The sequence below is a fragment of the Azonexus sp. genome (assembly GCF_030824335.1).
Lineage (GTDB): Bacteria > Pseudomonadota > Gammaproteobacteria > Burkholderiales > Rhodocyclaceae > Azonexus.
In genome coordinates this window covers 41,052-55,187 of record NZ_JAVBXX010000005.1, presented here as the reverse complement: position 1 = coordinate 55,187, position 14,136 = coordinate 41,052, and the positions used below count along the sequence as shown (strand labels likewise).

Here is a 14,136-nt window from a genome sequence, read left to right as displayed (position 1 = left end):
GCATGCATGAAATGTCGCTGGCCGAAGGCATCGTCGAACTGGTCGAAGAGACGGCAAAGCGCGAAAATGCCCTGAAGGTTAGACGGGTCGTGCTGGAAATTGGCTGCCTGTCGTCTATCGAGCCTGATGCACTGCGCTTTTGTTTCGATGCCGTGACGTGTGCTGGAGTAGCTGACGGCGCAATCCTGGATATTCTTCCCGTGCCTGGCCTGGCTTGGTGTCCGCAGTGTGCTGCCAGCCAGCCGATGCAGGCGCTGTACGATTGTTGTCCGGTGTGCGGTGATTACCGGATGCAGCCAACGGCTGGGATGGAGATGCGGGTCAAGGAAATCGAAATCGAATAGGAGGCACCATGTGTACAGTTTGCGGTTGTGGCGAAGGGGAAGTCAGAATCGGTGATGCAGAACATGAGCATGTTCGCGCTGACGGGACGGTGTATCGCCATGCCCACGGCCATGCTTACCGGCATAGCCATCAGCATCAGACACACCCTGCTGGTAACCTCAACTTTGCCAGTGGTCCGGCGCGGGCGCATGCGCCGGGTATGAGCCAGACCCGCATGGTACAGATCGAGCAGGATATCCTGCGCAAGAATAATGACTATGCGGCAGCCAATCGGCTGTGGTTTGAAGAGCATGGCATTTTTGCCCTGAACCTGGTTTCCAGCCCAGGTTCCGGCAAAACCACGCTACTGGTGAAGAGTATCGAGTTACTCCAGCATGTCGTGCCCATCGTTGTGGTCGAGGGGGATCAGCAAACGGCCAACGATGCCGAACGCATCCGTGCGACCGGCGTGCCGGCCATTCAGATCAATACCGGCAAGGGCTGTCATCTGGATGCCCAGATGGTCGGCCAGGCCATGCAGCGTTTACAGCCTGCAGATGCGTCCCTGTTCCTGATCGAAAATGTCGGCAATCTCGTTTGTCCGGCAGCTTTCGATCTCGGCGAGCAGCACAAGGTGGCCATCCTGTCGGTGACTGAGGGTGAGGACAAGCCGCTCAAATATCCGGACATGTTCGCAGCGGCCGATGTGCTGCTGCTCAACAAATGTGACTTGTTGCCTTATCTGGAGTTTGACGTTGATCTGGCTGAGGCGAACGCCCGCCGGGTCAACCCGGCTCTGCGTATTTTCCGTGTTTCGGCGAAGACCGGCGAAGGCATGGCTGAATGGCTGGCCTGGCTCAGAACGGGATTGTCCAGCCGGCAAAGGGCCTAGTTGACGTAAAGGATGTCCCCTGGTTTAACGACCAGTCCTTTCGGGAAGTCGCTGATTTCAATGACCGAGAATTTCGGATAGACCGCCCGGATGCTGGCTGTGGCACGTATGCGTTTTTCCTGTCCAAGGAAGGCGCCATTCATGCCAAGGACTGCAGACTCTTTCCAAGTGTGCAGGTTAAGGGTGTCGCCGACTGACAAGCCTGATTCCGCACCGCTATCAATGTGCATGGTTGTCCCGGTGACACTGATGATGCGTGAGCTCAGGGGCAGGCAGGCAGCCTCTGTATCGGCCCAGGCGGCAATTTCTTCGAGGGCACTGCCCCAGGCTGTGCCCAGGTCACCGCGATAAAACGCCTCTGAGCCGACTGATGGACTGCTGTTCAGGCGTACTGAACCCTTGGCTTCCCGGACGAAGTTTTTGCGCACCAGCATTTCACCAGTGATGGCGTCATGGATGAATGCCTCGATTTCGATCCGTCGGGTTTCCCTGAATGGCATTTGCAGGAAGGGCAGAAACCCTTTGATGCCGAAATCGCGATAAATCCCGGATAAAACGTATTGCGCACGATGATTCTTGCCAAGGGTGGCAAAAAAAGTTTCCGTACCATTGGGGGGAACATAAGGCTCGGGGGCGCGTGCCGGTGCCAGGTATGGAAACGCATCACCCTTGAAGTCGACCAGCAGACGCCGGTTTTGGCGAATTTTTCTGGCCAGTTCGCCGGCAGTCAAATGACTCAGTCGGGGAAGTTCCGAGGCCAGTTTCTGATCGGGAAATTCCATGGCAAAGCCAGTGACCAGCAGCTTGTTGGTGTATGCGCCACGGCACGCTGGCTTGCATTCAGGGCCGTCGCGCAGCGATACGCGCAAAACAACGGTTAGTTCATTACCGGTAACGCGTTCGGAGAGTTGCTCGGCGTTTTCGGTACATGCCGAGGATTTGACTTGTACGGTGTCATATACCGCGTCAGGCTGCACGATTGATGCTGCGCTGACATGAGCACTCTTCATTTCGCTTGCCTGGGCCAGGGCTCTGCGTGTGGCCTGTTCCCTGGCCTGACCAAGATCACCATTTTTGATCAGCGCAGTTCCTTCAACGACCAGTTCGTTGGCATTCGAAGGCAGGGCGGCAAACAAAAACGTCCAGAAAATCAATTTTCTGAACGTTTGGTGGACGAAATTATTCAATTTCAGTTGCTGACGTAATTGCCATTCGGCATGGCTGTTAATGGTCCGGTCTGCCCTGAGGCGAAGGCGCGTATGTCACAACTACCCGGTGAAGTCATGCAACTATGGAACTGTTGGCTGACTTCGAGTTCAACAGTCGCTTCGAAATTACCATCAGCAATTGAGGTTATGTTGACCAGTCGGGCACCGCGAATGACGGCGTCCACATAAGTGCGGATGCTGTCATTTTGTGTGGCAAATGCCGACACAGAGGTACCACCCCACACCCGGAAGCCATAAACCTGTTCCGCGAGATTGCGGTAGGCGTCTACCTGCGCGGCCCGCATGGCCATCAGCCGCTGCTGGGCGTGAGTATGTTGTGTGTAGGCACCAGGGGTGCCGTGACCGACTGCCTGCAGTTTGATCGGTGTGGCGGGCATGGCATCTTGTGCAGGTAGCTGTGCTGTTGCGATGTCGCGTTGAGCGTAGGCATTTCTGACGTCACAGCATCTGTCCGAAGCGCAGCCGCCGAGGAGTGTGATACCCAAGCCAAGGCCGATGTATTTGATCAAATTTGATACGCGCTGAGTCATTTCGAGCCCCTATTGGTAAATTCTTTACCGTTCTTCGGCATGATATCAAATAACTTTAGCAGTGTTTTTTAATCCGATGATTAAACAGGGTTTTGTTTGTCATTTATGGTTTTGTGAAAATGGTTTCATGGGCGTTCGCCATGCCCCGAACTGCCCGACAAAACTTTCATCATGCGGCTGAAACGATCACCGGCGATTGACACGGTATCGAGCAAGCTTTCGTCCAGTTCGTCTTCCATCATTTCATCGGCGTTCAGATCGCCGACCTTGCCATAGCCCATGCGTTTTATGGTCGACCGCATGCGGTCGGCCAAAAATACCGTGAGGGCGCGGAAAAAACGCATCCCGAAGCCTGGGTCTTCGGCGAAGTGTGCTTCGAGTGCCCGCTTGGGTAATTCAAGCAATTTCACTTCGCCGCGAGCGGTGACCGTGGCCGAGGTGGGGGAACTGTCGACAAAAGACATTTCGCCCAATATTTCGCCTGAACCCAGGTTGGCGACAATGCCAAGCCCGGCAACCGAGACATCCATGTGGCCGTCGATCAGGATGAACATCCGGTCGATTTTTTCGCCCTCCCGGATCAGCACGGTGCCATCGGTCAAACTCCTTGGTGAGCCTATTCTGGCCAGCCATTCGATATCGCTGTCGGTCAACAGACCAAAAATGTATAGCACCTTGCGCATGTCATTTATCCCCGGGTGATCAAATGCTTGAATGTTGCGTCATAGAAGTTGCCGTCTTGCCAGATCGGCAAAACAGCCATTGGCTGACATCAGTGCGTCGAACTGTCCTTGTTCGACGATTTTCCCGTCATTGATGACGATAATTTGGTCGGCATTCCGAATGGTCGATAGTCGATGCGCAATCACGACGCGGGTGACTGCCAGTTGATTGAGACGCTGCATGACGATGGATTGGGTTTCGTTGTCCAGTGCGCTAGTCGCCTCGTCGAGCAAAAGTATGGCCGGTTTGCGCACCAGGGCGCGGGCCAGTAGCAAACGTTGTCGCTGGCCGCCGGACAAGGTGCTGCCGCCCTCCTGCAGCACCGTGTGCAGTCCCATCGGGAGCGCTTCGATATCTGTATCCAGTCCGGCTTGACGGGCCGCTTCCATTGCTTCGTCATGGGTGATGCGGGCATTGCCGGCGATGTTGGAAAATACGCTGCCGGCAGCAATGCGACCATTTTGCAAGACGATCCCGATGGCCCGTCGCAAGGCGGTCAGGTCGAGCCCGCCGAGGGGTTTTTCATCGAAGAGTATTTCACCGCGTTCCGGGATTTCGAAGCCCATCATCAGGCGCACCAAGGTCGATTTTCCGCTGCCCGACGGCCCGACAATTGCCACAAATTGTCCGGGTTCTATCTTCAGTGAAATCCGCTCAAGCAAGGGCGATGATTCGGGAATGTAGCGAAAACTCACCTCGGAAAACTCGATGCTGCCTTTCAGCTTTCCCGGTGCCTGAAGATGCTTGCCGCTTTCCGGCAGCTGGCGCAGCAAGGGGCGCAGCCGTTCGAACATAGGCATGACGCCAAGTGCTTTGGTCAGGGCCAAGGTCATGCCGATCATGGCTTGCAGGAACTGGCCGAAAGCCGCATTGAAGGCCAGCATGTCGCCGGCAGATAGGACTTTGTCCGGTTCTTCATCCGGGCGAACCAGTGTACTTGTGGTGTTGGCCAGGCTTTCCAGCTTCAGGTCGATGGCCGAACGCTCAAGCAACCAGACCATGCAGGCAAAAATCAGCATGCTGGCCAGTATCGGGATGCAGGTTTGCACCAGTTCCTGAACATTGGCTGCCCGCTGGGCATTGGCGAAGCGTTGCTTCTGTTTCTGATAGAGCCTGGCCCATACAGCGAATGCTCGGGCTTCGGCGGCAGCGGCATGTAGCTTGGCAATGCCTGTGATGAATTGCAGTACCAGGCCTTCAACCCTGCCTTGATAGCGTATCTGTTCCCGTTCCTGGCGTAATTGATGGGCACCCAGCCAGGCAGAGAATCCGAGTACGACAAGAACAATGGCCAGTCCGATCAGGCCGAGTTTCCAGCTGAACCAGAACATGGTCAGCAGGCTGGTGAGGGAAAACAGGCCGGCCAGGATTGCCGTGACCACCGTTGTGGACAAGGTTTCCCGGATGGTTTGCACGCCAAGCGTTCGGTCCCCCAGGTCACCCGCCGTGTATTGCTTGAAAAAACCGGTTGGCAGGCGTAGCAGGCGATCAAATAGTGCGGCCTGAAGACCGGCATCGATGCGCCCCTCGATGCGCAGCATGGCGAAGCCCTTGGTCAGCTCGAAGCCGGCTGCGCCAATTGCTGCCGCGAGGAGTGCGGCGATAAGTTGCCAATGCTGAAAATAGGCAGCCCGCGGGATGATCGATTCGATCAGCATGCCGGTAGCGATGGGCGTGAGCATGGCGAGTGCTGCGGCGGCCATACCCATCAGCGACATCAGCCTGCTGTCGGCAGCGATGCCAGCCCGGGCAAAGGCCCAGAGATCCCCGGCGTTCAATGGGCGATCCGGCAATTGCCGGTACAGCATGGTGGCTTCCTGCTGCAGGGTGTTTGCCAATTCTTCGTCGATTGCTTGTTGCTCGTTCTCGTCCGGGTCGAACAGCATGTAGCCCCGGCCGCGAGGTGTGGGCAACAGGGCAACCGGTTGGCCGTTTTCCCGCATGCCGAGCAGTGGTCCATTTTCCTGCTGCCACCATTTATTCCTGAGCAAGACGCGTCGACTTCTCAGTTCCAGCGCAGCCAGCAGCGCATCGGGGTCGGTGGCCCGATGCTGTTCCGGCGGTAATGTCAGCTCGATTCGGGCGGCGTCGGTGACGCGGCGGAGCACGCGGACGAGAGGCGACTCCTGCGTGTCGTCCGCGGCCTCATCGTCCGCCAAAGGTGATGCCTGCAGTACCCTTGCCAGTTGGCCCAGGCCATTGGCAACATCTTGCCGGGTTTCATCCCAGATATTGGCCAGATTTTCGCGTCGACCAGCGGATTCGCGATGGATACGGGCAGCAATGAGGCGGCTGGCTTCCGCGCTTTGTGTCGCCAGTGTCGCGCTTGGTGCTGGTGTCTCCGAGGCCATGCCGGCTGCTAGTCCGAGATGCTGCCACCAGCGCTGGTACAGGGTTTCGGCCAATTCACCCGGCAAGGTTGCCAATTGCGCCTGCGCATCAGCGCTACGCAATATGCTGGTGCCTTGAACGGGTACGGCGATGACGGCGCGACCGTCGACGGCCGGTATTCCGAGCAGTATTTCACCCGGTGCAATTTGCAGCAAAAAATGCCGTCGACCGCACAATTCGTCGTGCCGGGCTTCGTTTCCAGACGGTAACGGATCGACACAAAAAACATTGATGCAGCCGCGTGTCAGCAGGATGATGCCCGGCTCACCGTCAAGGCGTAGCGGCGTCCGGGCGCTCAGATCCTCCGGCTTTCCCGGCCAACAGGCGAGGAGTGCGGCATCGATGGCGTGTGCTGCTTGGTCCGGTGTCGTCATCGTGGCTACATCATTCCGATCAGATGGGCATACTCGCCATTCAAAGCCATCAATGCTTCATGCGTGCCGCGTTCAACCACTTCGCCATGCTTCAGCACCAGGATTTCATCGCAGTCGCGAATGGTGGACAAGCGATGGGCGACGATGATGCAGGCACAGCCTCGACGCCGGATATTGTCGTCGATGGCTTTTTCGGTCACCGTATCCAGCGCCGCAGTTGCCTCGTCGAGAACCAGAAGCACCGGATTGCGCACCAGCGCCCGGGCGATTTCAAGTCGCTGACGTTCACCGCCGCTGAAATTGCCGCCGCCTTCATTCACATGGGTGTCCAGCGTATCCGGGCGTAAAGCAATTTCCTGGCTGATCCGGGCGTCATCGAGTGCTTGCCGGAGCATCGCTTCCGGAATGCTGGCATCCCATAAGGTCAGGTTGTCGCGCAAACTGCCTTCGAACAGGAAAATATCCTGATCGACATAGGCGGCGGCTTCGGCGAATACGCGATTGGACAGACTGGCCAAGGCTTGGCCGTCAAGCAGGATGCTGCCTTCACTGGGCTGCAGCAAACCGCAACACAGGCGGCCCAGGGTCGATTTACCGCTGCCGGATGAGCCGACCAGTGCAATGCGCTTACCCGGCAGAAGATCGAGTGACAGGTTCTTGATCAATGGTGGATCGAGCGGACTGTAGGCAAAGCTGACATTCTTCAGCTCGAGATGACCTTGCAAGCGGGAAGCCACGGCAATGTCCGTTGCGCTGTCTTCTTCGGTTCGGGCCGGGAGCGGGTAGCGGAAAACATCCGAGAGTCGTACCAACAGGCCTTTCACTGTCTGCAAGGTGCTCGCCAGCCCGACCAGTTTGCCAATCGGCTGCGTGAAGCCGGCCATCAGAACCTGGAAGGCAATCAGGTCGCCCATGGTCATGCTGCCCTGCATGACCTGATAACCGCCAAGTCCGAGCACGGCGACGGTGGTCAGTCCGGTCAACAGGGCGGGCGTCGAACTTTGCCAGATATTTTGTGCGCCCAGTCGTTGCTGGCTATCCAGCGTGGATGCCTGGTAACCCGACCAGCTTGCGAAGGCCGCCTGTTCCATCCCGCCAGCCTTGATGGTTTCGATGCCGTGAATGCTGCCGACCGTTGCGCCGGCCAGCTTGCCGAGGTCGTTCACCATGCGTCCCGCAGTATCGGTGCGGCTGCGCGCCATTTTCTTCAACATCAGGTAGTTGACCGAAGCCAGGCCGATACAGATGGTCGCGAGTTGCCAATTGAACAGCAACATCACGATTGCGTAGAACAGTACGGCGATCAAGTTGAAGAAGTTGGTCGCCAGTTCGCCGGACAGCAACTGGGCAATGCGCTCACTGGCGGCGATCCGGTTGGCGACATCGCCGGCTTGTCGTTGCGTGAAAAAGCTCATCGGCAGACGCAGCACATGGCTCAGGAAGCGGCTCGACATGGTGATTGCCAGTTTCAATTCCAGGCGCAGCAGATAGTGCTGCTGGATCCAGACCAGAAAACCGCGCACCAGCACCGTGAGGAACATGCCCAGCAAGAGGGGGCGTAGCCATTCCTCCTGGTTCTGGATCAGTACGTTGTCGACAAAAACTTTGGAAAATACCGGAACGACGACGCCGGGGATCACCAGCAGAATACTGGAGATGGCGACAAACCCGAGTGCCTGGCGGGAGTGCTGCAGGCGCTCGGCCAATTCCCGGAACAGTGAAGGAGGGCGGCCGGCGGGTTTGAAATCCGGGCCGGGTTCGAACACCAGCAAGACGCCGGTAAAGCTTTCGGCCAGTTCTTCAATACTGACCTGGCGAGGGCCGCTGGCCGGATCGTTGAGATAGACCACGCCATCCTTGATGCCTTCAAACACCAGATAGTGATTGAAGTTCCAGTGCAAGATGGATGGCACCGGCATCGCCATGATCGATTCCGGCTTATCCTTCGTGAAGCCACGAGCTGACAATCCGTAATTGCGCGCACATTTCAACAGGTTGCTGGCTTTGCTGCCGTTTCGGGAGACGCCTGCCGCATTGCGCAGTTCCTCCAGCGGCACCCAGCGTCCGTGGTAAGCCAGCACGATGGCCAATGCTGCCGCGCCGCACTCCACGGCTTCCATTTGCAGGATGGTCGGTGTCTTGACGCGCTTTTCAATCATCGCGGTCTGGGCTGGCGTCGAGGTCGATCCGGCTGGGTGCGCCATGGCTCAGTGCAGGTAGAGACCGGAAGTCTTGCGCAGGAAAGGAATCAACAGGCTGATTGGCCGTTGTTCTTCGACGGTAACTTCAGCATTGACCGTGGTGCCGCTGACGATCGGGAAGGGAGGGCCTTCGGCCGAAGTCCAGCGATAGCCGCTACTCAACCCGGCGTCAGGCTCAAGGCTGATCTGTACCGCGTAGGGTGGCCCTTTCTGGAAGAACATGTCGGCGAGTGCCGCATTGGGCAGTACCGAAATGATGCCTTCGCGTGAAACCGGGAATTCGGAAATGCTCTCGATACGGCCGCGCAACGTGCCGTATTCTTCTTTCTTCACGTTGGCTGGTGCCAGGCGAACTTCCTGTCCCGGGACCAGTTTCTTGCCGTGTTCCGTCGGCATATACACCAGTGCTCCTAGTTCGCCTTCGCCATTTTCGATGCTCAATACCGACTGACCTGCTTGCACCATGGCACCCGGTGCCAGTTTGAGTTCGATCACCCGACCATCGTTGGGGGCGGTGATGATGGAGTCGCGGGCCAGGATCAAGGCTTGCTGGCCTGCCAGGCGGCGTGCCTCATTGACTTTGAACACCAGATCATCTCGCCCGCGCTCGTACTGATTGCGAAATTCCAGCAGCTCCGTGTTCAGTTGCGCCAGTTCGTGACGATGGTCGGCAATTTCCTGGCGAACGCGGCTGATTTCCGTTCGCGAGTCGTCGAGTGCCCGTTCAGAAAAAAAGCCCTTCTGGACGGTTTCTTCCTGGCGTTTCAAGGTGCGGATCAGGAAGGCTACCCGGCTTTCGCCATCGCTGATCGACTTGAGTAGTGCCTGGCGTCGACGTCCCAGGTTATCGGTTTTGCTGCGCAATTCATGCTGATAGTCGCGGTCGAAGCGCGCCAGCATTTTTTCCTGGTCGCGCACGGCATCTTCCGTATTTTCAGCGCGACGGGCGGCCTCTGTTTGATTGACCACGGCCACGGCTTGCCCTTTTTTTACCAGATCATTGGTGCCGACCAGAAAGCGCGCCAAGGTACCACTGGCCTGGCTTGATGCATCGGCGACCAGGCCGCTGCGCGGCATCAGGATGCCCTGACCGGTGACATGGGTTGGCAACCTGCCGAATATGCTCCAGAAAAGGAAACAGAACAGCAGGCCGGCACAAATCGCCAAGGCTACCCAGCCCCTGGTGTCGGTTAGCGTGAGCAGACGATCCAGTTGTTCGGGGGAGGACAGACGGTCCAGTGCTGCTTGGCGGAAAATCTGACGTGCAGCAAGCTTTTTTTCACTCACGGGGATATCCAGTTTTTGAATTTACCGGAGCACCAGATCGGCTGTCGGATATTCGAAATGAGAGGCGTGGATGGTAATGCATGTTCAGTCTGGCGCAAAGATTTGTGCCAGGAGATCGCTGATATGTTGTACGAGTTGCTGCATCCGGGCCTCTTCATGATGAACGCGATCATAAGAAACACGCCAACTGATGGCGGTATCGTTGCGGTTGATTTCAAGCGCGATGCGCGGGGCCAGGTCATCAATCTGGCGCGAAAAATTTGCGTGATTGACCATGAATACCGGAAACATGGCATCCGCCCGGAATGCATGGTCGAGGCGACTGCGATAGACCAGACTCAAGCATGGACGGGCAAGTCGTGCCATTGCGCTGCGAATCGCCGGATCTGGATGGGCGTGCATGAGCAGGCCATAACTGAGCCCGTGATTCGGGACTGTTTCAACGGCGGCCTGCACTTTCGGCAGCAAGCTTCCCGTTGTCTCATGTGGGGCGATTTCAATACTGATCGGGTAGCGATTGGTCAGCCAGCCCACCGTGGTCGCCGATGTCAGCGCTGCCGGCATGCCCGGAAAATCGTGGCGGCCATGACTTTCCAGCAGTACCTGAAGCAGTGGGCTGCCGGTGATCTGATGCCATGCCTGGGCCAGCAAGGTGAGGAACAGGTCATGTTGGGCACGGGATGACGGAAATAGTCTTAGCAACAGTTGATTCTGCTGTGCGCTCAGATGGCGTTGAATTAGCGCCCATTTCGCTTCGATGGCACTTGCCTGCTCAGCTTCCAGCGGGGGACAGCTAGCCTGCCAGTATTTGAGATCGGCCAGAATATCGGGTGATTCCGCAAAACCTTGAAGATGCCTGCACCACCGGGAGAATGATATTTCTCCGCTTCTCGGCTGCAGCGTGGCTTCTGGTTGTCGGTAGGCGCGCTCGAGGGCTAGCAGCAGTACCGCGATCGATGTGCCGTCGGTAATCAGGTGATGAATGCCAAGCACCAGCGCCCCGGATTTTTGCTTTCCGTTATCCAGCCAGATGGCTTGAATCAGCGGCCCGTTGGTCAGGTCGAAACCTTCATGCATGGTTTCCTCGAGTTGTCGCACGAATTGACTGGTGACGGTGCTGCCCATGTCCTGACGGCGAAAGGCGACGGCCGATCCTGGTGGGCCGATAAATTGTTGCCAACCCTCGGTCCCTTGGCGAAAGCGGATGCGCAGGGCATCGAATTGATATTCGAGGCGGCGAATTGCCGATTCAAGCAGCGCAATATCGGTTCCTGCCGGTATTCGCAGGTACGAAATGGTGTGGAATTTTTCCGGGTGCTGCAGGCCGGGTCGGAGAAATTCATGTTGCAGCGGTGTCAGCGGCACATGTTCGCCAATGTTGATGGGTAATGCGGCTGTTTCGGCGCTTGATCCAGCGTTTTGGTGGCGGTTGGACAAAATGCTGTCGCTGATCGATTGCAGCGAGGCTTCCCCGGTTAGCGTTGCCATCCCGATCGAGCTGCCAAGATCGGTCTCCAGCTGGAGTAAAAGCTCGACGCGCATCAGCGAGTCCACGCCCTGTTCGGCCAAGGGCAGTCGGGTATTCATCCAGGATGCGGGAACGCCGAGAATTTGTGCGGTACGGCGCTCCAGGTAGCGCAGCAGCAATTTCGGGCGCTCATCCGGCGTCGCCGAAAGTGCGTTGTGCAGCGTTTCGGTGGGGGGGGCATTCGTGTCAACCGCTATCGCTTGCTCGGCAGAGGTGGCGAGGACTTTCCAGGTGTTTGCCTGATAAGCATCCTGGCAGGCCGAGCGGCGGATTTTTCCACTGGTCGTTCTGGGCAAGGCACCGGGGGCGAGCAGCAGGATGTTTGTCGCGTGCAGCCCGCATTCACGGGCAATCGCTTCGCGGACGGCCTGCAGCGCTTTCTCGCGGTGCAGTGTGTGACGTTCTTCTCGGCGAATCTCGACTGCGACAATCAGTCGCTCAACGTTATCTTGAGTCAGCGAAAAAGCCGCGCTGGCGCCTAGCGCCGGGTGGGCCGTGCTGGTCGTTTCCTCAATATCATTCGGATGGAAATTGCGTCCGCCCAGAATGATCAGGTCCTTGAGTCTTCCCATGACGAACAGTTCGTCATCATGCAGGCAACCCAGATCTCCCGTGCGCAAAAAACCCGTTTTTTGGAAGTTGACCGCAGTATTTGCCGGGTGATTCCAGTATCCCCGCGCAATTGAAGGGCCTGCAAGCAGAATTTCCCCCGTTTTGCCGTCCGGGCAGGGATTTCCTTCTGCGTCGACGATAAGCAGCTTATGGTGTTCGATGATTGTGCCGCAAGCGACATGGGTCTTCCCATCCAGTTGTTTCAGCCGTGGCGCTGCTGCTTTTTCACCCCCCGTTGCCAGTAGTGTTGCCTCGGCCAGGCCGTAACAAGGGTAGAAACTTTCTTGCCGAAAACCGAGCGCTGCGAATCGTCTGGTGAACTGTTCCAGGGTTGTTGCCCGTATCGGCTCTGCACCGGTAAAGGCGAGATCCCAACTGGATAGATCAAGTCCTGCACATTCGTCATCGCTGATTGCATGTGTGCAAAGTTGATAGGCAAAGTCCGGCCCGCCGCTGGATGTGATGCGATAGCGGGAAATGGCTTGCAGCCAGCGCACCGGGCGCTGCATGAAGTGCGACGGGTCCATCAGTACGACCGGGATGCCCAGCGTTAGCGGTTGCAGGATGCCACCAATCAGTCCCATGTCGTGGTGGGGCGGTAGCCAGCTGCAAACGGATGATGCCGGGGTGTGGCCAAACTTGCTTCGGATTGCCGCCTGGTTTGCGGCGATATTGCCATGGCTGAGCATGACGCCGCGTGGCGTTCCAGTTGATCCGGAGGTGTATTGAAGCAGCGCCAGATCGTCAAGCCCGGGTGTGCTTACGGGAGATGCCGGAGCTTCGTTGCGGGAGACCGGCAAGGTATCAGTGGCCAGCCATTGCAGTTTTTCCAGGCCGGCGTTTCCGCGGCAGAACACAAGCGTTCTTTGGAGATTATCGGCGGCAATCAGTGCAACGCTGACCTGGGCATCCTCGACCAAGGCGGAAAATCGGGTTGCGGCACGGTTGTGGCGACTGAATTTCGGTAACGGACTTGGTACGGCAACGACACCGGCCATCCAGCAAGCGTAAAGACAGGCGATGAATTCCAGACCGGGTGGGTGAAGTATCAAGGCATGCTTGCCTTTGTATTTTGCCAGCGCAACTGAAATATCCCGGGCACGACACAGCAGTTGAACGTAAGTCCATGTCTGGACGTTTTCTTCACCATCAAGCAGAAAACTGACTGCTGCCGTATCGGGTTGATTTCGTGCGTGTTCAAACAGGCTGAGCAGCGGGAGATCGCGGTGGGGATGCATGGATTGGAAAATTTTCCAGGGAGTTTCTAGTTGACGGATTCTATCCGGAATGAATAGTCTCTCGCCGTGCACTCAATATATAGGTGTCCTAATTCTGTTTTTAGCCCCCCCGAAGGAGAGCCGAATGTCGTTTGAAAATCTTGATCAATTCCGTGCCAAGCTGGCTGCCGATGCCGCCCTGCAAAAGGCTTGTGTCGAATCTTTTAGTGCAGGCAAGACAGAAGAGGTATTGGCCGTTGCCCGCCAACTGGGTTTCGAATTCAGTGCCGACGAAGTGCAGCAATGCCTTGGTGATACTGAACTGTCGGATTTTGAATTGGAACTGGTGGCGGCCGGGGTGATGATGCCGCCGTCCATGAAGCTAAGTCATGGTGGTGGTATCTCAAAGGGATAAGCCCCTGCAATATTGAAGAGGTTTGTCCTGGTTTTTCTGTTCCATGTTTTATCGCTTGTTCAAAAGAACCAAGCAATACCTTCCTGTTTTTAGTCCCTTTAAGGAGAGCCGAATGTCGTTTGAAAACCTTGATCAATTCCGTGCCAAGCTGGCTGCCGATGCTGCCCTGCAAAAGGCTTGTGTCGAATCTTTTAGTGCCGGTAAGACTGAAGAAGTATTAGCCCTTGCCCGCGAGTTGGGTTTTGAGTTCAGTGCCGACGAAGTGCAGCAATGCATTGATGATACCGAGTTGTCCGATTTCGAGCTGGAACTGGTGGCAGCCGGGATTCCCATGATGCCGTCGATGAACAAAGGAAAAGGGGGGCACATTTCCTTCGGCAAGTAAGCTGATGCAAGCCGGCATGGCATCCGGT

The 14,136-nt window shown here is 56.9% G+C and carries 12 protein-coding genes; 5 read left to right on the top strand and 7 right to left on the bottom strand.

All coding sequences use genetic code 11. From position 1 onward, the window contains the following. The first annotated feature begins 2 nt into the window (after nucleotides 1-2). Both hypA and hypB read left to right on the top strand, forming a co-directional pair. Nucleotides 3-344 (top strand): hydrogenase maturation nickel metallochaperone HypA, encoded by a 342-nt coding sequence (gene hypA, locus RCI20_RS01970; RefSeq protein WP_306602821.1) that lies wholly within the window; start codon nucleotides 3-5, stop codon nucleotides 342-344. Between the two features lie 8 nt (nucleotides 345-352). Beyond that, nucleotides 353-1,216 (top strand): hydrogenase nickel incorporation protein HypB, encoded by an 864-nt coding sequence (hypB, locus tag RCI20_RS01965; RefSeq protein WP_306602820.1) that lies wholly within the window; start codon nucleotides 353-355, stop codon nucleotides 1,214-1,216. On the opposite strand, the gene RCI20_RS01960 is transcribed toward hypB, so the two are convergent. Next, nucleotides 1,213-2,295 (bottom strand): flagellar assembly protein T N-terminal domain-containing protein, encoded by a 1,083-nt coding sequence (locus RCI20_RS01960; RefSeq protein ID WP_306602900.1) that lies wholly within the window; start codon nucleotides 2,293-2,295, stop codon nucleotides 1,213-1,215. The two genes, hypB and RCI20_RS01960, sit on opposite strands and share 4 nt — an antisense overlap. On the opposite strand from RCI20_RS01960, the gene RCI20_RS01955 reads away from it, so the two are divergent. Next, complete coding sequence (locus tag RCI20_RS01955) at nucleotides 2,212-2,421, top strand: hypothetical protein (RefSeq protein ID WP_306602902.1); 210 nt, start codon at nucleotides 2,212-2,214, stop codon at nucleotides 2,419-2,421. The genes RCI20_RS01960 and RCI20_RS01955 overlap by 84 nt on opposite strands. Here RCI20_RS01955 and RCI20_RS01950 read toward each other — a convergent pair. The 6 genes from RCI20_RS01950 to RCI20_RS01925 form a co-directional block, all read right to left on the bottom strand. After that, nucleotides 2,406-2,975, bottom strand: coding sequence for an LPP20 family lipoprotein (locus tag RCI20_RS01950; protein ID WP_306602819.1), 570 nt, complete (start codon nucleotides 2,973-2,975; stop codon nucleotides 2,406-2,408). The two genes, RCI20_RS01955 and RCI20_RS01950, sit on opposite strands and share 16 nt — an antisense overlap. Before the next feature lie 125 nt (nucleotides 2,976-3,100). Further along, the gene (locus RCI20_RS01945; RefSeq protein WP_306602818.1) at nucleotides 3,101-3,658 is read right to left on the bottom strand and encodes a cyclic nucleotide-binding domain-containing protein; all 558 of its coding nucleotides are present in this window, start codon (nucleotides 3,656-3,658) and stop codon (nucleotides 3,101-3,103) included. A gap of 39 nt (nucleotides 3,659-3,697) precedes the next feature. Next, nucleotides 3,698-6,463: an NHLP bacteriocin export ABC transporter permease/ATPase subunit gene (locus RCI20_RS01940; protein WP_306602817.1), complete on the bottom strand. Its 2,766-nt coding sequence runs from the start codon at nucleotides 6,461-6,463 to the stop codon at nucleotides 3,698-3,700. Between the two features lie 5 nt (nucleotides 6,464-6,468). After that, on the bottom strand, nucleotides 6,469-8,667 hold the full coding sequence (locus tag RCI20_RS01935) for an NHLP family bacteriocin export ABC transporter peptidase/permease/ATPase subunit (RefSeq protein WP_306602816.1): 2,199 nt from the start codon (nucleotides 8,665-8,667) through the stop codon (nucleotides 6,469-6,471). 3 nt (nucleotides 8,668-8,670) lie between these two features. Beyond that, complete coding sequence (locus RCI20_RS01930) at nucleotides 8,671-9,951, bottom strand: NHLP bacteriocin system secretion protein (protein WP_306602815.1); 1,281 nt, start codon at nucleotides 9,949-9,951, stop codon at nucleotides 8,671-8,673. An 84-nt stretch (nucleotides 9,952-10,035) separates the two neighbouring features. Further along, nucleotides 10,036-13,329: an AMP-binding protein gene (locus tag RCI20_RS01925; RefSeq protein WP_306602814.1), complete on the bottom strand. Its 3,294-nt coding sequence runs from the start codon at nucleotides 13,327-13,329 to the stop codon at nucleotides 10,036-10,038. 124 nt (nucleotides 13,330-13,453) lie between these two features. Between RCI20_RS01925 and RCI20_RS01920 the strand changes: the two genes are divergently transcribed. Continuing rightward, complete coding sequence (locus tag RCI20_RS01920; protein WP_306602813.1) at nucleotides 13,454-13,723, top strand: Nif11-like leader peptide family RiPP precursor; 270 nt, start codon at nucleotides 13,454-13,456, stop codon at nucleotides 13,721-13,723. Between the two features lie 112 nt (nucleotides 13,724-13,835). Beyond that, complete coding sequence (locus RCI20_RS01915) at nucleotides 13,836-14,108, top strand: Nif11-like leader peptide family RiPP precursor (protein WP_306602812.1); 273 nt, start codon at nucleotides 13,836-13,838, stop codon at nucleotides 14,106-14,108. Nucleotides 14,109-14,136 lie beyond the last annotated feature (28 nt).